Annotated in this window: 18 protein-coding genes; 16 read left to right on the forward strand and 2 right to left on the reverse strand. The window is 39.5% G+C overall.

All coding sequences use genetic code 11. The features are described from left to right. Positions 1-118 precede the first annotated feature (118 nt). Complete coding sequence (aroD, locus tag IGI97_RS06700) at positions 119-880, forward strand: type I 3-dehydroquinate dehydratase (RefSeq protein ID WP_002357400.1); 762 nt, start codon at positions 119-121, stop codon at positions 878-880. Then, a complete protein-coding gene (gene ybaK / locus IGI97_RS06705; RefSeq protein WP_161970563.1) occupies positions 877-1,392 on the forward strand; it encodes a Cys-tRNA(Pro) deacylase in 516 nt (171 codons plus the stop codon). The genes aroD and ybaK overlap by 4 nt, the downstream gene beginning before the upstream one ends. A gap of 128 nt (positions 1,393-1,520) precedes the next feature. On the opposite strand, the gene IGI97_RS06710 is transcribed toward ybaK, so the two are convergent. Beyond that, complete coding sequence (locus IGI97_RS06710; protein WP_002357402.1) at positions 1,521-1,928, reverse strand: ribonuclease HI family protein; 408 nt, start codon at positions 1,926-1,928, stop codon at positions 1,521-1,523. Positions 1,929-2,028: 100 nt separating this feature from the next. Here IGI97_RS06710 and IGI97_RS06715 point away from each other — a divergent pair, with 100 nt between their 5' ends. Next, the gene (locus IGI97_RS06715) at positions 2,029-2,490 is read left to right on the forward strand and encodes an EbsA family protein (RefSeq protein WP_002357403.1); all 462 of its coding nucleotides are present in this window, start codon (positions 2,029-2,031) and stop codon (positions 2,488-2,490) included. Positions 2,491-2,594: 104 nt separating this feature from the next. Here the strand turns inward: IGI97_RS06715 and IGI97_RS06720 are convergent, their stop codons facing one another. Then, positions 2,595-2,801, reverse strand: coding sequence for a cold-shock protein (locus tag IGI97_RS06720; RefSeq protein WP_002357404.1), 207 nt, complete (start codon positions 2,799-2,801; stop codon positions 2,595-2,597). Between the two features lie 178 nt (positions 2,802-2,979). Between IGI97_RS06720 and IGI97_RS06725 the strand changes: the two genes are divergently transcribed. From IGI97_RS06725 to pyrF, 13 genes are all read left to right on the forward strand, one after another. Continuing rightward, positions 2,980-4,650, forward strand: coding sequence for a formate--tetrahydrofolate ligase (locus IGI97_RS06725; protein WP_086280435.1), 1,671 nt, complete (start codon positions 2,980-2,982; stop codon positions 4,648-4,650). Between the two features lie 104 nt (positions 4,651-4,754). Continuing rightward, positions 4,755-5,459 carry a CBS domain-containing protein gene (locus IGI97_RS06730; RefSeq protein ID WP_002360173.1) on the forward strand — a complete coding sequence of 235 codons (705 nt, stop codon included), beginning with the start codon at positions 4,755-4,757 and terminating at the stop codon, positions 5,457-5,459. Positions 5,460-5,464: 5 nt separating this feature from the next. After that, on the forward strand, positions 5,465-5,941 hold the full coding sequence (gene lspA, locus IGI97_RS06735) for a signal peptidase II (protein WP_002360174.1): 477 nt from the start codon (positions 5,465-5,467) through the stop codon (positions 5,939-5,941). Then, on the forward strand, positions 5,928-6,833 hold the full coding sequence (locus IGI97_RS06740) for an RluA family pseudouridine synthase (RefSeq protein WP_002371061.1): 906 nt from the start codon (positions 5,928-5,930) through the stop codon (positions 6,831-6,833). The genes lspA and IGI97_RS06740 overlap by 14 nt, the downstream gene beginning before the upstream one ends. Before the next feature lie 338 nt (positions 6,834-7,171). Then, positions 7,172-7,711 carry a bifunctional pyr operon transcriptional regulator/uracil phosphoribosyltransferase PyrR gene (gene pyrR / locus IGI97_RS06745; RefSeq protein ID WP_301280621.1) on the forward strand — a complete coding sequence of 180 codons (540 nt, stop codon included), beginning with the start codon at positions 7,172-7,174 and terminating at the stop codon, positions 7,709-7,711. 16 nt (positions 7,712-7,727) lie between these two features. After that, positions 7,728-9,008: a solute carrier family 23 protein gene (locus IGI97_RS06750; RefSeq protein ID WP_010777670.1), complete on the forward strand. Its 1,281-nt coding sequence runs from the start codon at positions 7,728-7,730 to the stop codon at positions 9,006-9,008. Positions 9,009-9,021: 13 nt separating this feature from the next. Then, positions 9,022-9,948, forward strand: a complete 927-nt coding sequence (locus IGI97_RS06755) for an aspartate carbamoyltransferase catalytic subunit (protein ID WP_438738261.1) — start codon at positions 9,022-9,024, stop codon at positions 9,946-9,948. 8 nt (positions 9,949-9,956) lie between these two features. Beyond that, a complete protein-coding gene (locus IGI97_RS06760; protein ID WP_002357412.1) occupies positions 9,957-11,240 on the forward strand; it encodes a dihydroorotase in 1,284 nt (427 codons plus the stop codon). A 2-nt stretch (positions 11,241-11,242) separates the two neighbouring features. Then, a complete protein-coding gene (locus IGI97_RS06765) occupies positions 11,243-12,322 on the forward strand; it encodes a carbamoyl phosphate synthase small subunit (RefSeq protein WP_002364043.1) in 1,080 nt (359 codons plus the stop codon). Next, on the forward strand, positions 12,322-15,504 hold the full coding sequence (gene carB / locus IGI97_RS06770) for a carbamoyl-phosphate synthase large subunit (RefSeq protein WP_002361908.1): 3,183 nt from the start codon (positions 12,322-12,324) through the stop codon (positions 15,502-15,504). The genes IGI97_RS06765 and carB overlap by 1 nt, the downstream gene beginning before the upstream one ends. A 107-nt stretch (positions 15,505-15,611) precedes the next feature. Further along, positions 15,612-16,403 (forward strand): dihydroorotate dehydrogenase electron transfer subunit, encoded by a 792-nt coding sequence (locus tag IGI97_RS06775; protein ID WP_002365731.1) that lies wholly within the window; start codon positions 15,612-15,614, stop codon positions 16,401-16,403. Continuing rightward, positions 16,400-17,338 carry a dihydroorotate dehydrogenase gene (locus IGI97_RS06780; protein ID WP_438738789.1) on the forward strand — a complete coding sequence of 313 codons (939 nt, stop codon included), beginning with the start codon at positions 16,400-16,402 and terminating at the stop codon, positions 17,336-17,338. The genes IGI97_RS06775 and IGI97_RS06780 overlap by 4 nt, the downstream gene beginning before the upstream one ends. Beyond that, positions 17,328-18,041 (forward strand): orotidine-5'-phosphate decarboxylase, encoded by a 714-nt coding sequence (gene pyrF / locus IGI97_RS06785; protein WP_002365730.1) that lies wholly within the window; start codon positions 17,328-17,330, stop codon positions 18,039-18,041. Before IGI97_RS06780 ends, pyrF begins: the two co-directional genes overlap by 11 nt. Position 18,042: the final 1 nt, after the last annotated feature.

The following is an 18,042-nucleotide window of genomic DNA, read 5'->3' on the forward strand; positions in this document are numbered from 1 at the left end:
CATTTAGTGTTAGGAAATTCCTAATTCTAGGTGTCTTTGTAGCTCTTTAAATTGCAAAAAAGAAGAGAAATGGTATGATATGAAGAGAGAAAAACAAACGAGGAAGTTAGGTGGAACTGTGAAGCCAGTTATAGTCAAAAATGTGCGAATAGGTGAAGGGAATCCCAAAATTGTGGTGCCCATTGTTGCTCCAACAGCCGAGGATATTTTGGCCGAAGCAACGGCGAGCCAAACACTAGATTGTGATTTGGTAGAATGGCGTTTAGACTATTATGAAAATGTCGCTGATTTTTCCGATGTATGTAATCTTTCACAACAAGTAATGGAACGGTTGGGGCAAAAACCGTTATTGTTAACTTTTCGTACACAAAAAGAAGGCGGCGAAATGGCTTTTTCTGAGGAAAATTATTTTGCTTTGTATCATGAATTAGTGAAAAAGGGTGCGTTGGATTTATTGGATATTGAATTATTTGCGAATCCACTGGCGGCAGATACGTTAATTCACGAAGCTAAAAAGGCGGGGATTAAAATTGTTCTCTGTAATCACGACTTTCAGAAAACACCGTCGCAAGAGGAGATTGTCGCGCGGTTACGCCAAATGCAAATGCGTCAGGCAGATATTTGTAAAATAGCTGTGATGCCACAAGATGCGACAGATGTACTTACGTTACTTTCAGCAACCAATGAAATGTACACCCATTATGCATCCGTTCCAATCGTTACTATGTCAATGGGACAGTTAGGGATGATTAGTCGCGTAACAGGTCAACTGTTCGGATCGGCACTAACTTTTGGCTCAGCCCAGCAAGCGTCTGCACCAGGCCAACTATCCGTACAAGTATTAAGAAATTATTTAAAGACATTCGAACAAAACAAGTGATTCAGAAGGTGAAAAAAGTGGCAAAGAAAAAAACACAACAAAAAACGAATGCGATGCGCATGGTAGAACAACATAAAGTACCATATAAAGAATATGAATTTGCTTGGAGCGAAGATCATTTAAGTGCAGAAAGTGTCGCTGAAAGTTTAGGTATTGACAAAGGGCGAATTTTTAAAACCTTGGTTACAGTAGGTAATAAAACAGGTCCAGTCGTGGCTGTCATTCCTGGTAATCAAGAATTAGATTTAAAAAAATTAGCGAAAGCTAGTGGCAACAAAAAGGTAGAAATGCTTCACTTAAAAGATTTAGAAGCAACCACAGGCTATATTCGTGGGGGCTGTTCACCAATTGGGATGAAAAAACAATTTCCCACCTATTTGGCCGAAGAAGCTCAACAATATTCTGCAATTATTGTTTCTGCAGGCAAACGTGGCATGCAAATTGAATTAGCGCCTGAAGCAATCCTTTCGCTAACCAATGGGCAATTTGCGGAAATAACGACAGAAGAATAAGTGGGCTATAAGAAGAAGTCGAGACAGAACCGTTTATCTGTTTTTAAGCGTGGAGCAAAAAACACTAGGGATTTTTGCTCCACGCTTAACTATCAAATTAATAAAGGAAAAGCATTAAGTAAACAGTGCTACTTTTTATTGGGATAAAATTTTTGTAATGCTTGCCGTGCGAGCATATCGGCCGCTTTGTTTTGACTTTCAGGTAGCCATTTGATTAAGAGCAAAGGGAAATTCTTTTCTAGTTGTTGATATTCTGCTAAATAAGGCTGGTACTTTTCATTTTTAGCATAGTTTTTTTCAATTGTTTGGACAACAATTTTACTATCTGAGTGGAGAAGAACGGTTTGTTGATTGTCTTCATTGGCAATCGCTTGTTTTAAAGCTTCAATCAGCACTTTAAATTCGGCTTCGTGATTACTAACAATGCCTAAAGGCACATGCAATTGTTGCCGCGATTGGTCGGTGAGGTAAACGATACCGCCGCCAGATTCACCTGGATTGCCTTTTGTTGCAGCATCTACATAAATTCTTAACATAAAATTACTCCTAATTTCTTTTTGTTCTTAAAAAAAGTATGTTACTATTATAACATATTTAAATTCAGCGGCGTTGATCCAGAAGTAGTGAGGGCACTTTATGAAAAAACAGAAATTCTATTGGCAGCCAGAATTAGCATCAACAATTATTTACTGGTCTTGCACATTTTGTATATTATTTATTAGTTTAATTTTAGCATTGGAAAATAATGGTCCTTACTTGATTAGTAATCTGGTGATGGTTCCATTTTTTGTGTTTGCGTATCTAGGAATTGCGCGGTCTTTTAACATGACAGAAACATCTTTAATTGTCAGAGATGTTTTATGGTTTCGCAAAAAAGCACTTCCGCTTTCTCAGATAGAAAAAGTAACCTACAATGAAAAAAGCATCGAAATTTTTTCCTCAGAATTTAAGGAAGGTTCAAAAGTCTTTTTAATGAAAAAGAAAACGATTCCGTTATTTCTTGAGGCACTTAAGGTAAAAAAGCCTGAATTGAAGGTAGCAGAAGATCATTCTTTGGGCCTTCATAAAAAAGAAGAAAAAAACAAGAGTGAGTCATAAGTCGAAACGACTGGTGACCCACTCTCAAAATCTTAAAATAATCAGCTGAAACAAACGCTACGTTTACTTACTTTTTGGAGCAAAGCGTTGTTGGTTCAGCTTTTTTAGTTATCTATTTTTTTGACATGTGCTGCTTGTAGCCCACGATTGCCTTCCATTATCTCGAACTCTACAGATTGATTCTCATCAAGTGATTTGAATCCGTCACCTTCTATAGCAGTGAAGTGGACAAAAATCTCATCTTCTTCGTTGTAAACGATAAAACCATAACCTTTTCTGTTATCGAACCATTTGACAATTCCTTTTTGCATCCAATTCACGCTCCTTTTAGATTTGTAAAGACACTTTCATTATACGAGAAAAGGCTACCAAACGTCAATGGTTGGGTTGTTTAAAAAAGGTTATTCTAGCCATTCTATTCAATACAAGCTATAATTTAAAAGAAACAATGTGTCACAAAGACGATAAAGAATTGAAAAGGGGTCCGTTATGAAGACAGATATTAACATTGCACAAGCAGCAACATTAAAACCTATTCAAGAGATTGCCGAAACAATCGGTCTTTCAGAAGATTCGCTAGAACTTTATGGGAAATACAAAGCGAAAATAGATTTTCCAACACTTCAATCCTTAGAAGCGCAACCAGAAGGTAAATTAATCCTCGTTACGTCGATTAATCCAACGCCAGCAGGAGAAGGAAAGTCAACCGTGACCATTGGTTTAGGAGATGCATTAAATCAAATCAATAAAAAAACAGTTATTGCCCTAAGAGAACCATCATTAGGTCCTGTGATGGGGATTAAAGGTGGCGCAACAGGTGGCGGTTACGCACAAGTATTACCAATGGAAGAAATCAATTTGCATTTTACTGGTGATATGCATGCGATTACGACAGCCAATAATGCCTTAGCTGCGTTACTAGATAATCATTTACAGCAAGGAAATGAATTAAAGATTGATTCTCGACGGGTGATTTGGAAACGGGCAGTGGATCTAAATGATCGTGCGCTCAGACAGGTCGTTGTTGGTTTAGGCGGTCCTTTCCAAGGTGTACCAAGAGAAGACGGTTTCGATATTACTGTGGCAAGCGAAATTATGGCGATTCTTTGTTTAGCGCAAAATTTAACGGACTTAAAAGAACGCTTAAGTCGGATTATTGTCGCCTATAATGACCAAAGAGAGCCGGTGACGGTTAAAGATTTAAACGTGGCAGGTGCCCTGACTTTATTATTAAAAGACGCCTTAAAACCTAATTTAGTTCAAACGATTGAAGGAACTCCAGCTTTTGTTCACGGTGGTCCTTTTGCCAATATCGCTCATGGATGTAACAGTATTTTAGCGACAAAAACGGCTTTGCATCTAGGGGATTATGTCGTAACAGAAGCAGGTTTTGGTGGCGACTTGGGTGGCGAAAAATTTTTAGATATTAAAGTACCTTCTTTAGGAAAAGCACCCGATGCCGTTGTGATTGTGGCAACGATTCGCGCGTTGAAAATGCATGGCGGTTTGGCGAAAGATCAGTTAGCAGAAGAAAATTTACCAGCGTTACAAAAAGGTTTTGCCAACTTAGAAAAACATATTCAAAACATGCAACGTTATGATGTACCAGTAGTTGTTGCAATTAATGAGTTTACACAGGATACAGAAAAAGAAATTCAACTATTGAAAGAAGCTTGCCAAGCGTTAGGCGTGCCCGTCGAGTTAACAAGTGTTTGGGCGCAAGGTGGCGTAGGTGGCACGAATCTAGCGAAAACAGTAGTAGCAGAGATTGAAGCCAATACAAAACAGTTTCAACCTTTATATAATCCTCGCCAAACAATTGAAGAAAAAATTCAAGCCATTGTACAAACGATTTACGGCGGGGAACAGGCGATTTTTTCTCCGAAAGCACAAAAGCAAATTGCAGACTTTACAAAAAATGGTTGGGATCAATTACCAATTTGCATGGCGAAGACACAGTATTCACTTTCTGACGATCCTCAAAAATTAGGACGGCCAGAAGGATTTACGATTACGATTCGTGAACTAGTTCCAAAAATCGGTGCAGGGTTTATCGTGGCGTTAACGGGTGATATTTTAACGATGCCTGGCTTGCCGAAAGTTCCTGCTGCGTTAAATATGGATGTGGACGAAACGGGTCAAGCGAGCGGTCTCTTTTAAAGCCGCTCTTTCCTGAGACCTATTTTTAGTATATACTTGAAAGTAGCTCAATAAAAAATAATGACGGAAATTTATTGCGTAGTTTATTATAAGGAGCAACGACTATGGGGGAACGAGCAGATACATTTTTAGCACACTTTAATCGCATTGAAAAGTGGATGAGAGAGAGACTGAACAATCCTGTCAATATGGGATTCAGTGAGATGACAAGACGTCTTTCCCGAAAAGAAAAAGGACAGATTGCTCAATTTGAAGAGGATTTGCTTCAAATGGCTCAGTTAAGAAATGCCATCGTTCATGAGCGAATTGCTGATGATTTTGTAATTGCAGAGCCAAATGAATGGGCAGTTCAACGAATTGAAACGATTGAACAAGCTTTAACAAAACCAGAAAAAGTAGTGCCTAAATTTGCGAAACGTGTTACAGCTTTTGAAATCACCACTTCTTTAGAAACGTTATTAACGATTATTGCAAAAAAACAATATTCTCAATTTCCGATTTATGAAAAAGGTGTATTTAAAGGATTAATCACGGTTCGAGGGATTGGTGTATGGTTTGCCATTGAGAGCACCAAAGGAGAAGTTCACATTGCCAACCGAACGGTGCGAGAATTGTTGGCATCAAATTATAAACGCAGCAACTATCAATTTGTTTCAATTGAAGCAACCGTTTTTGAAGTTGAACAAATGTTTCGGGAGCAGCCACGCTTAGAAGCTGTGCTTATTAGTAAAAGTGGCCATCCTAATGGTGAGTTAGTAGGCATTGTTCGACCAAGAGATTTAGCAAGTATTCATAGAGAAAAGGAATGACGCGATTGTTAGTAGTATATTTTTTAATCAGTGCCTTATTAGTAGGGCTTGACCAATGGAGCAAATATTTGACGGTCCAAAACATTTCTTTGGGTGAAACAAAAGAATTCATTCCTGGATTTTTGTCGCTGACCCATTTAAGAAATACCGGAGCCGCTTGGAGCTTATTAGAAGGAAAGATGATATTCTTTTATGTCATCACAGTAATTGTTAGTGTCGTGATTATTTATTTATTAATTAAGAATTATAAAAAAAGTATCTGGTATTCTGTAGGTTTATCTTTTGTCTTAGCAGGTGCCATTGGGAATTTTATTGATCGTGTACGTTTAGGCTACGTGGTGGACATGCTCCAAACGGATTTTATGAATTTTCCTATTTTTAATGTTGCAGATAGTACGTTAGTGGTCGGCGTTATTTGTATATTTATTTATTTGATTTTAGATGAAAAAGCAGCAAAGGAAGGCAAAAATGGAACAAATTAACGTAACGATTCAAACAGAAAAAGGCCGGATTGATAAAGTATTAAGTGAACATTTACCCAATCATTCCCGCTCGCAAATTCAACAATGGTTAAAAGAAAAACACGTAACAGTTAATGGTGAAACGGTCCGCGCAAATTACAAAGTTACAGCAGGCGATGAAATTGTGGTAACAATTCCTGAACCAGAAGTGCTAGATATGGTAGCAGAGGATATTCCTTTGACCATTGTTTATGAAGACAATGATGTGATTGTCGTCAACAAACCTCAAGGCATGGTTGTTCATCCTTCGGCAGGGCATCCCAATGGTACATTAGTGAACGCGTTACTTCATCATGCGGATCACTTATCGGCGATTAATGATGTGGTGCGACCGGGAATTGTTCATCGAATTGATAAAGATACTTCTGGACTATTGATGGTGGCTAAAAACGATCAAGCCCATGAATCATTAGCGAAACAGCTAAAAGAAAAAACATCGTTACGTAAATACGTTGCCTTGGTCCACGGTGTTATTCCTCACGATAAGGGAGAAATAAATGCGCCTATTGGTCGTTCCAAGGTTGACCGTAAAATGCAAGCGGTCATTGAAGGCGGTAAAGAAGCAGTCACGCATTTTACTGTTTTAGAGCGTTTTGATGCATTTACCTTAGTTGAATTACAACTAGAAACAGGCCGGACACATCAAATCCGTGTTCACATGAAATATATCGGTTATCCATTAGCTGGAGATCCATTATATGGACCGAAAAAAACATTGCCTGGCAATGGACAATTTTTACATGCGAAGTTATTAGGCTTTACACATCCTACTACAGGTGAACAATTAGTCTTTGAAGCGCCTTTACCAGAAGTTTTTGAAAAAACTTTACACCAATTAAGAAATAATCATTGATTTTTTTCTGAAGAAGAGGTAAACTCTTTTTTAAGAAGAAAAATAACTAAATAACTGTAACCTTTAAGTTTAGTCCCGTGAGGCTAAGAAGGAATCATGCAAAAGAACACTAGGTGCGCTTAGTTAGTAAGTTGTGTGGGCTACATGGTACCCTTGTACCTTTTTAAACTGTAACCAACATCCTCCTATCCTCATACGGGTAGGAGGATTTTTTGTTGGAAAAAATAACAGGACAATTTCAATAAAAATCCACTTATTTTTCAGCTGCTCAATTGAAGGAAGAATCGCTGACCCCAAGACAGCGAGGACGTAGATAAAAAAGAAATGAGGAGGAAATTATTATGCCAAAGAAAGAAGTTGTTGACGCAGTCACAATGAAACGAGCGCTTACTCGAATCTCGTATGAAATTATTGAAAGAAACAAAGGAATTCAAGACATTGTTTTAGTAGGAATTAAAACGCGTGGGATATACATTGCACAACGTCTAGCCGAACGCTTAAAACAATTAGAAGATATTGACGTGCCAGTTGGTGAATTAGATATTACTTTGTATCGTGATGATGTGAAAGATATGGAGGAACCCGAATTACATTCTTCTGACGTACCAGTCTCAATTGAAGGTAAAGAAGTTATTTTAGTGGATGATGTCTTGTACACTGGCCGGACCATTCGTGCTGCGATGGACGCTGTTATGGATTTAGGTCGTCCGAGAAAAATCTCTTTAGCAGTCTTAGTAGATCGTGGACATCGGGAACTACCGATTCGTGCCGATTATGTAGGAAAAAATATTCCAACATCAAAAACTGAGGAAATTATTGTGGAAATGGAAGAGCGTGACGGCGCAGATCGTATTATGATCAGTAAAGGAAACGAATAAAAAGGAGTGAACAACGTTGTCAGAAAAAGAATTTCGAAATGAGGATGCAGTCTTAGATATTAAAGACAGACCGCAAGCTTTTCACTGGGTTGGCCTAAGTTTACAACATTTATTTACGATGTTTGGCGCAACGGTTTTAGTACCAATCTTAGTGGGAATTGACCCAGGGATTGCGTTAGTCAGTTCAGGATTAGGAACAATGGTCTATCTGATTACTACAAAAGGAAAAATCCCCGCCTATCTTGGCAGTAGCTTTGCTTTTATTGCAGCGATGCAGATGTTAATGAAGAGTGATGGTTATCCAGCCATTGCCCAAGGTGCTATGACAACCGGCTTGGTATACCTAATCGTTTCATTAATCATTAAAAAAATTGGTTCCGACTGGTTGGATAAAATTTTACCGCCTATCGTTGTAGGACCTGTCGTGATGGTTATCGGTTTAGGCTTGGCAGCTAATGCCGCAAATAACGCAATGTATAACAACAACGTTTATGATTTTAAATATATTGCCGTAGCCTTAATTACTTTAGGCTTAACCATTTTTTACAACATGTTTTTCAAAGGCTTCCTAGGATTAATTCCAATTCTTTTGGGAATTGTCAGTGGGTACCTAATCGCTTTAGCTTTCGGAATTATTGATTTAACCCCTATTAAAGAAGCTGCTTGGTTTGCTTTACCGAATTTTGAAGTACCTTTTGTTCAATATGAACCGAAATTGTATTTAAATGCCATTACAACAATGGCACCAATTGCTTTTGTAACAATGACAGAACATATTGGTCATTTAATGGTCTTGAATAAATTAACCAAGCGCAACTTTTTCCAAGACCCAGGCTTATCTAAAACTTTAATGGGAGATGGCTTAGCGCAAATTGTAGCAGGTTTTGTTGGTGGACCACCAGTTACAAGTTATGGTGAAAATATCGGCGTGCTGGCAATTACAAGAGTACACAGTGTCTTCGTGATTGGTGGAGCCGCGGTGTTCGCTGTAGCTTTAGGCTTTGTTGGAAAATTAAGTGCCTTGATTCTAAGTATCCCAGGACCAGTTATTTCAGGAATTAGTTTCGTCTTGTTCGGTGTGATTGCCGCAAGTGGTTTGAAAATCTTAATCGATAATAAGATTAATTTTGATAAGAAAAAGAATTTATTGATTGCTTCAGTAATTTTAGTCATCGGCATTGGTGGCTTAGTCTTCAAAGTAGGAACCTTTGAATTGTCTTCAATGGCATTAGCAACCGTCTTAGGAATTGTTTTGAATTTAATTTTACCGGAAAACGCACGTAGCGAAGAACAGTAGGAGGACTGGACGAATGATTATTACATCTGAACGAATTAGTTTAAAACATCTTTTAACTGCTGAGGCTTTAACCGACCGTGAAGTCATGGGGTTAATCCGTCGCGCAGGAGAATTTAAACAGGGGGCAAAATGGCACCCAGAAGAACGTCAATATTTTGCAACAAACTTGTTTTTTGAAAATAGTACTCGAACACATAAAAGTTTTGAGGTAGCTGAGAAAAAATTAGGCTTAGAAGTGATTGAGTTTGAAGCAAGTAGAAGTTCTATTCAAAAAGGAGAAACGTTATACGATACAGTACTAACGATGTCGGCAATTGGTGTAGATGTAGCAGTCATTCGTCATGGTAAAGAAAATTATTACGATGAATTGATTCAAAGTAAAACGATTCAATGTTCTATTATTAACGGTGGGGACGGGAGCGGACAACACCCTACACAATGTTTATTGGATCTGATGACTATTTATGAAGAATTTGGTGGATTTGAAGGCTTGAAAGTGGCGATTGTGGGAGATATTACACATTCTCGCGTTGCTAAATCAAATATGCAGTTATTAAACCGTTTAGGCGCTGAAATTTATTTTTCAGGTCCAGAAGAGTGGTATGATCATCAGTTTGATGTCTATGGACAATATGTGCCGCTAGATGAAATTGTTGAAAAAGTCGATGTGATGATGTTGCTTCGCGTGCAGCACGAACGTCATGATGGTAAGGAAAGTTTTTCAAAAGAAGGCTATCATTTGGAATATGGTTTAACCGACGAACGGGCAACTCGTTTACAGAAACACGCAATTATTATGCATCCAGCGCCAGTCAATCGGGATGTTGAACTGGCAGATGAATTAGTGGAAAGTCTGCAATCAAGAATCGTCGCGCAAATGAGTAACGGAGTCTTTATGCGCATGGCAATTTTGGAAGCAATTTTACATGGAAAGGCCTAGGTGGAGAAATGAAGACTTTAATTAAGAATGGAAAAATCATCAAAAAAGAGAATCAATTGATTGAGGCAGCACTTTGGCTAGAAAATGGTGTGATTCACGCAATCGGGGAATCGTTTGACGAAGCAGATTTTGAGCAAGTGTTTGATGCGAACGGGCAACTAATCACGCCAGGCTTGGTGGATGTGCATGTTCACTTTAGAGAACCAGGCTTTACGTATAAAGAAACGATTAAAACGGGCAGTAAAGCTGCTGCTCGCGGTGGTTTTACTACGGTTTGCGCAATGCCCAATTTGAATCCAGTACCAGATACGGCTGAAAAATTAAGTGAGGTTTACGACTTAATTCAAAAAGATGCAGTCGTGAAAGTTTTACAATATGCCCCCATTACAGAAGAGCTACGGAGTGAAGTTTTAACCAATCAGAAGGCCTTAAAAGAAGCGGGCGCCTTTGCATTTACGAATGATGGTGTTGGTGTCCAAACGGCAGGAACGATGTACTTAGCCATGAAAGAAGCGGCTGCATTAAATATGGCGCTTGTTGCGCACACGGAAGATGAATCTTTATTATTTGGTGGTGTGATGCATGAAGGAGAAGTTTCTAAGAAATTAGGCCTACCAGGGATTTTAAGTGCAACGGAAGCTTCACAAATTGCTCGGGATATTACTTTAGCAAAAGAAACAGGCGTTCATTATCATGTTTGTCATGTTTCAACAGAAGAAAGCGTGCGCGTTATTCGAGATGCTAAAAAAGCAGGGATTCACGTAACAGCCGAAGTTTCGCCACACCATTTAATTTTAGTCGATGAGGATATTCCTGGTGACGAAGGGTTTTGGAAAATGAACCCGCCATTACGTGGTTTAGCAGATCGACAAGCATTGATTGACGGCTTGTTAGATGGCACGATTGACTGTATTGCTACCGACCATGCGCCCCATGGTTTAGAAGAAAAACAACAATCATTTTTAAACGCACCTTTTGGTATTGTCGGTAGTGAAACGGCCTTCCAATTGATTTATACGAACTTTGTCGAAACAGGCATTTTCACATTAGAACAAGTGATTGATTGGATGGCAGTGAAACCGGCAGAAATTTTTGGATTAAACGCAGGAACACTAACAATTGGTGCACCAGCAGATATTGCAGTTTTTGACTTAGCAACAGCTGCACCAATTGATGCAGAAGCATTTGAATCAATGGCTGTCAATACACCATTTACAGGGTGGACAGTCAAAGGAAAGACACTTATGACATTTGTTGACGGAGCATTAGCTTGGTCGGAGGAGGCGCAGTAGGTTTGAAAAGGTTATTGATTTTAGAAGACGGAACAGTATTTGAAGGAAAAGCGTTTGGTGCAGAAGGCAATGTAGTAGGAGAAGTTGTTTTTACTACTGGCATGACAGGTTACCAAGAAGCAATTACTGACCAAAGTTTTAATGGACAAATGATTACTTTTACGTATCCATTAGTTGGAAATTACGGGGTCAACCGAGATGATTATGAATCCATTGCACCAACCTGTAAAGGTGTCATTGTTAAAGAGCATGCGCGGGTTGCTTCAAATTGGCGTCAACAAATGACCTTGGATGAATTTTTAAAGCGCAAAGGGATTCCGGGAATTTCAGGAATTGATACGCGTGCGCTGACTCGTAAGTTACGATCAGCTGGAACAATGAAAGGGAGCATCATTGATGCCGTGGATGATTTGCCGCATGCATTTGATCAACTAAAAGCGACGGTCATGCCGAAAAATCAAGTGGCACAAGTCTCCACCACTAAACCTTATCCGAGTCCAGGTATTGGGCGTAATGTAGTCGTCGTTGATTTCGGGTTGAAACATAGTATTTTGCGAGAATTATCAAAACGGCAATGCAACTTAACCGTGTTGCCTTATAATACAACGGCCGAAGAGATTTTAGAATTAAGTCCCGATGGTGTCATGTTGACAAATGGGCCTGGAGATCCCAAAGATGTGCCTGAAGCTATTGAAATGATTCAAGAAATCCAAGGAAAAGTTCCAATTTTCGGCATCTGCTTAGGTCATCAGTTATTTTCATTAGCAAATGGTGCGGATACGTATAAGATGAAGTTTGGACATCGCGGTTTGAATCATCCTGTACGAGAAATTGCAACAGGACGCATTGATTTCACCTCACAAAATCACGGATATGCCGTAGATGAAGCAACAATTGATCCAGAAAAATTACTTGTGACCCACGTGGAAGTCAATGATGGAACGGTTGAAGGCGTGCGTCATCGAGATTATCCAGCTTTTACTGTGCAATATCACCCAGATGCGGCTCCAGGACCGCACGATGGTCTTCATTTATTTGACGAATTTATGGAATTAATGGATGCATGGAAGGAGCAAAACTAATGCCAAAACGAACGGACATCAAGAAAATCATGGTGATTGGTTCAGGACCAATCATTATTGGACAAGCAGCAGAATTTGACTATGCAGGCACACAAGCCTGTTTAGCGCTAAAAGAAGAAGGGTATGAAGTTGTCTTAGTAAACTCAAATCCAGCGACTATCATGACCGATAAGGAAATCGCGGATCATGTTTATATCGAACCGATTACTTTAGAATTTGTTTCAAGAATTTTGCGAAAAGAACGTCCTGATGCTCTTCTACCAACATTAGGTGGTCAAACTGGATTAAATATGGCGATGGAATTATCGGAATCAGGAATTTTAGATGAGCTAAATGTAGAATTGCTAGGAACAAAGCTCAGTGCGATTGACCAAGCGGAAGACCGTGATTTATTTAAACAATTGATGGAAGAATTAGAACAACCGATTCCAGAAAGTGAAATTGTCAATACGGTGGAACAAGCCGTGGCTTTTGCCAAACGAATTGGTTATCCAATTATCGTTCGTCCCGCATTTACCTTAGGTGGAACAGGCGGCGGCATGTGCGATACGGAAGAAGAACTCCGCCAAATTGCTGAAAATGGTCTGAAATTATCACCAGTTACACAATGTTTAATTGAAAAAAGTATTGCTGGTTTTAAAGAAATTGAATATGAAGTGATGCGTGACTCGGCTGATAATGCGATTGTGGTTTGTAACATGGAAAACTTTGATCCTGTCGGCATTCACACTGGGGATTCGATTGTTTTTGCTCCGAGTCAAACCTTATCAGATTATGAATACCAAATGTTGCGAGATGCGTCTTTGAAAATTATTCGTGCATTAAAAATTGAAGGTGGCTGTAATGTTCAATTAGCTTTGGATCCACATAGCTTTAATTATTATGTGATTGAAGTTAATCCTCGTGTTTCTCGTTCATCTGCACTTGCTAGTAAAGCCACAGGGTATCCAATTGCGAAGTTAGCCGCAAAAATTGCTGTTGGTTTAACATTAGATGAAATGAAAAATCCAGTTACTGGAACCACTTATGCCGAATTTGAACCGGCTTTGGACTATGTTGTTTCCAAAATTCCTCGTTGGCCTTTTGACAAATTTGAAAAAGGTGCTCGAGAACTAGGAACGCAAATGAAAGCAACCGGGGAAGTCATGGCAATTGGCCGCAATATTGAAGAATCCTTATTAAAAGCAGTTCGTTCTTTAGAAATTGGTGCTTATCACAACGAATTAGCAGAACTAAGTCATGTCAGTGATCTGGAATTAACGAAGAAAATGGTTCATGCGCAAGATGATCGATTGTTCTACTTATCAGAAGCCATTCGCAGAGGATATAGCATCGAAGAATTACAAAGTTTAACGAAAATTGATTTATTCTTCTTGGATAAACTTTTACACATTATCGAAATTGAAACGACCCTTGAAAGTCACGTGGACAACGTAGCTGTCTTGAAAGAAGCCAAACAAAATGGCTTTTCTGATCGGAAAATCGCAGCACTTTGGGGACAAACAGAACAAGCCATCGCTGACTTCCGCAGAGCCAATCAAATTGTGCCCGTCTATAAAATGGTGGATACGTGTGCTGCAGAGTTTGAATCACACACGCCTTATTTTTATAGCACGTATGAAGTGGAAAACGAAAGCAATGTTTCGAAAAAGCCTTCTGTACTAGTATTAGGTTCTGGTCCCATTCGCATTGGTCAAGGGGTCGAGTTTGATTATGCAACGGTTCATTCTGTCAAAGCGATCCAAGCGGCTGGTTATGAAGCAATTATTATGAATAGTAATCCTGAAACAGTTTCAACAGATTTCTCTGTTTCTGATAAATTATACTTTGAGCCATTAACTTTAGAAGACGTCATGAATGTGATTGATTTAGAAAATCCGATTGGCGTGATCGTCCAATTTGGTGGACAAACAGCGATTAATTTAGCTGAGCCGCTCACAAAACAAGGCGTTAAAATTCTTGGAACAACGATTGAAGATTTAGATCGTGCGGAAAATCGTGATTTATTTGAACAAGCTTTGCAAGAGTTAGAGATTCCTCAACCACCAGGAGATACGGCCACAAGTGCAGAAGAAGCAGTCGTGATTGCTGATCGTATCGGCTATCCCGTTTTAGTGCGTCCAAGTTATGTTTTAGGTGGTCGTGCAATGGAAATTGTCGAAAATCAAAAGGATTTGGAAGATTATATGCGACACGCAGTCAAAGCTTCTCCAGAACATCCTGTCTTGGTTGATAGCTATTTATTGGGACAAGAATGTGAAGTTGATGCCATTTGTGATGGTGAAACAGTACTAATTCCAGGGATTATGGAACATATTGAACGAGCTGGCGTTCATTCTGGCGATTCAATGGCGGTTTATCCACCGCAGTATCTTTCTCAAGAAATTCAGGCAACAATTGCCGATTATACAAAAAAACTAGCACTTGGTTTAAACTGTGTAGGCATGATGAATATTCAATTTGTTATTCATGAAAATCGTGTTTATGTGATTGAAGTGAATCCTCGTGCGAGTCGAACAGTTCCTTTCTTAAGTAAAATCACAGGGATTCCGATGGCCCAAGTTGCTACAAAAGCGATTCTTGGTGAGAAACTGACTGACCTAGGATATCAAGATGGATTATACCCTGAAAGTAAACAAGTTCATGTGAAAGCCCCTGTGTTCTCCTTTACGAAACTACAAAAAGTAGATACGTACTTAGGGCCTGAAATGAAATCAACTGGGGAAGTTATGGGTAGTGATTATTATTTAGAAAAAGCCTTGTATAAAGCCTTTGAAGCATCTGGCTTGCATTTGCCAAGTTATGGAGCTGTACTTTTCACCATTGCTGATGAAACAAAAGAAGAGGCGTTAGAAATTGCTAAGCGTTTTTCAGCAATTGGCTATAGTTTAGTCGCAACGGAAGGAACCGCTGACTTTTTAGCGAAGCATCAGTTGCCTGTTAAGAAAGTGACGAAAATTTCTAATCCTGAAGGGGAAACCGTGCTGGATGTCATTCGTAATGGGAATGCACAAGTGGTAATCAATACCATGGATAAAAATCGTTCCAGTGCCAACCAAGATGGGTTTTCAATCCGTCGGGAAGCAGTCGAACATGGGATTCCATTGTTTACCTCACTTGACACAGCGAATGCGATTTTAAAAGTTTTAGAATCAAGAGCCTTTACGACAGAAGCCATTTAAGCAAAAATCTGGAACAATCGTCTGAGGAGGACTGTTCCAGATTCTTTTACGAAGAAATAGAAAATCATTTATAGGGGAATCAGAGAATAAAGGAGTGAAGGATACTGATGCAGAGAAAGCAAGAAATGATGACCATTGTAGCTCAAAAACAGTTAGCGCCACGGATTTATCAGTTAGACTTACAAGGCGAGTTAGTGAAAGAGATGACACGACCTGGACAGTTTGTGCATATCAAGGTTCCGCGTGCAGATTTACTTTTGCGGCGACCGATTAGCATCAACCAAATTGATCATTCGAACGAAACCTGTCGTTTGATTTATCGAGTCGAAGGCGCTGGAACGGAAGTGTTTGCCACCATGAAGGCTGGTGAACAATTAGATATTTTAGGTCCTTTAGGAAACGGCTTTGATATAACTACCGTAGCAGCTGGTCAAACTGCTTTTATCGTTGGCGGAGGAATCGGGATTCCCCCATTGTATGAATTATCAAAACAACTCAATGAAAAAGGCGTGAAAGTGATTCATTTTCTTGGTTATGCATCAAAAGAGGTTGCTTATTACCAACAAGAATTTATGGCATTAGGAGAAACACATTTTGCCACAGATGACGGCTCGTTTGGCGCTCATGGCAACGTGGGACGTTTATTGTCAGAAGCGTTAGCAAAAGGACGGATCCCTGATGCAGTTTATGCTTGTGGTGCGAATGGTATGTTAAAAGCAATTGATTCTTTATTTCCAACACATCCACACGTTTACCTTTCTTTAGAAGAACGGATGGCCTGTGGAATTGGGGCTTGTTATGCCTGCGTTTGCCATAAAAAAGGAGACACTACTGGAGCAAAAAGTGTCAAGGTCTGTGATGAAGGTCCGATTTTTAAAGCAAGTGAGGTTATCTTATAATGAAAAATCCTTTAGCTGTTTCAATTCCAGGTTTAACATTAAAAAATCCAATTATTCCCGCCAGTGGTTGCTTTGGGTTCGGGGAAGAATATGCTAACTATTATGACCTTGATCAATTAGGTTCAATTATGATTAAGGCAACAACGCCCCAAGCACGATATGGAAATCCCACGCCACGTGTAGCTGAAACACCTAGTGGTATGCTAAATGCCATTGGATTGCAGAATCCAGGTTTAGAAGTGGTGATGCAAGAAAAATTATCGAAATTAGAAAAATACCCTAACTTACCGATTATCGCAAATGTTGCAGGTGCTTGCGAAGAGGACTATGTGGCTGTTTGCGCAAAAATTGGGCAAGCGCCTAACGTCAAAGCAATTGAATTGAATATTTCCTGTCCTAATGTGAAACATGGCGGCATAGCTTTTGGTACAGATCCAGAGGTTGCTTTTCAATTAACACAAGCAGTCAAAAAAGTCGCATCTGTTCCGATTTATGTTAAACTATCACCAAACGTAACGGACATTGTGCCGATCGCCCAAGCAATTGAAGCAGGGGGCGCAGACGGTTTTTCTATGATTAATACATTGCTCGGGATGCGCATTGATTTAAAAACGAGAAAACCTATTTTAGCCAATCAAACTGGTGGACTATCTGGACCAGCCATTAAACCTGTTGCTATTCGCTTAATCCGACAAGTCGCCAGTGTTTCTCAGTTGCCAATTATTGGAATGGGCGGTGTTCAAACAGTGGATGATGTCTTGGAAATGTTCATGGCAGGTGCTAGCGCTGTCGGTGTTGGTACGGCCAATTTTACAGATCCATATATTTGTCCGAAGTTGATTGACGGATTACCTAAGCGAATGGAAGAGTTAGGTATTGAATCGTTGGAACAATTAATTAAAGAAGTGAGAGAGGGGCAGCAAAATGCACGATAGACCAATTATTGCGTTAGATTTTCCCACGCAAAAAGAAGTGGCTGTTTTTTTAGAAAAATTTCCTAAGGAAGAAGCCTTGTTTGTTAAAGTGGGAATGGAACTTTTTTACGCAGAAGGACCAGCGATTGTTCGCTGGCTTAAAGAACAAGGACATGATGTTTTCTTGGATTTAAAATTACATGATATTCCGAATACTGTGGAAAAAGCGATGACAAATTTAGCAAAATTAGGCGTTGCCATTACCAATGTCCATGCAGCAGGGGGCGTTCGAATGATGCAAGCAGCTAAGGAAGGTCTAATCAAAGGGACTCAGCCAGGCGCTAAGGTTCCTGAGTTAATTGCTGTAACCCAGTTGACTTCTACTAGTGAAGAAGAGATGCACCATGATCAATTAATCAACGTTTCTTTAGAGACAAGTGTCATTCATTATGCTAAATGTGCGGAAAAAGCGGGTCTGGATGGCGTGGTTTGTTCAGCATTAGAAGCACGTGGTATTCAAGAAGCAACCAAGCAAACGTTTATTTGCTTAACACCTGGTATTCGTCCAGCAGGAAGTGCAGTAGGTGACCAACAACGGGTCGTTACGCCGCAACATGCTCGCGAAATCGGGTCCACATATATCGTTGTTGGCCGACCTATTACCCAAGCAGAAAATCCTTACGAAGCCTATCAAGAAATCAAAAAAGACTGGAGCGGAAAGTAAC

It is taken from the genome of Enterococcus sp. DIV2419 (assembly GCF_051711865.1).
Classification (GTDB): domain Bacteria; phylum Bacillota; class Bacilli; order Lactobacillales; family Enterococcaceae; genus Enterococcus; species Enterococcus faecalis.

What these genes read in the sequence shown, in the direction of transcription:
- IGI97_RS06710 (WP_002357402.1), bottom strand. Translation starts at nt 1,928, where the DNA reads ATGTTAAGAATTTATGTAGATGCTGCAACAAAAGGCAATCCAGGTGAA.
- IGI97_RS06715 (WP_002357403.1), top strand. Translation starts at nt 2,029, where the DNA reads ATGAAAAAACAGAAATTCTATTGGCAGCCAGAATTAGCATCAACAATT.
- IGI97_RS06720 (WP_002357404.1), bottom strand. Translation starts at nt 2,801, where the DNA reads ATGCAAAAAGGAATTGTCAAATGGTTCGATAACAGAAAAGGTTATGGT.
- IGI97_RS06725 (WP_086280435.1), top strand. Translation starts at nt 2,980, where the DNA reads ATGAAGACAGATATTAACATTGCACAAGCAGCAACATTAAAACCTATT.
- IGI97_RS06730 (WP_002360173.1), top strand. Translation starts at nt 4,755, where the DNA reads ATGGGGGAACGAGCAGATACATTTTTAGCACACTTTAATCGCATTGAA.
- IGI97_RS06740 (WP_002371061.1), top strand. Translation starts at nt 5,928, where the DNA reads ATGGAACAAATTAACGTAACGATTCAAACAGAAAAAGGCCGGATTGAT.
- IGI97_RS06755 (WP_438738261.1), top strand. Translation starts at nt 9,022, where the DNA reads ATGATTATTACATCTGAACGAATTAGTTTAAAACATCTTTTAACTGCT.
- IGI97_RS06760 (WP_002357412.1), top strand. Translation starts at nt 9,957, where the DNA reads ATGAAGACTTTAATTAAGAATGGAAAAATCATCAAAAAAGAGAATCAA.
- carB (WP_002361908.1), top strand. Translation starts at nt 12,322, where the DNA reads ATGCCAAAACGAACGGACATCAAGAAAATCATGGTGATTGGTTCAGGA.
- IGI97_RS06775 (WP_002365731.1), top strand. Translation starts at nt 15,612, where the DNA reads ATGCAGAGAAAGCAAGAAATGATGACCATTGTAGCTCAAAAACAGTTA.
- pyrF (WP_002365730.1), top strand. Translation starts at nt 17,328, where the DNA reads ATGCACGATAGACCAATTATTGCGTTAGATTTTCCCACGCAAAAAGAA.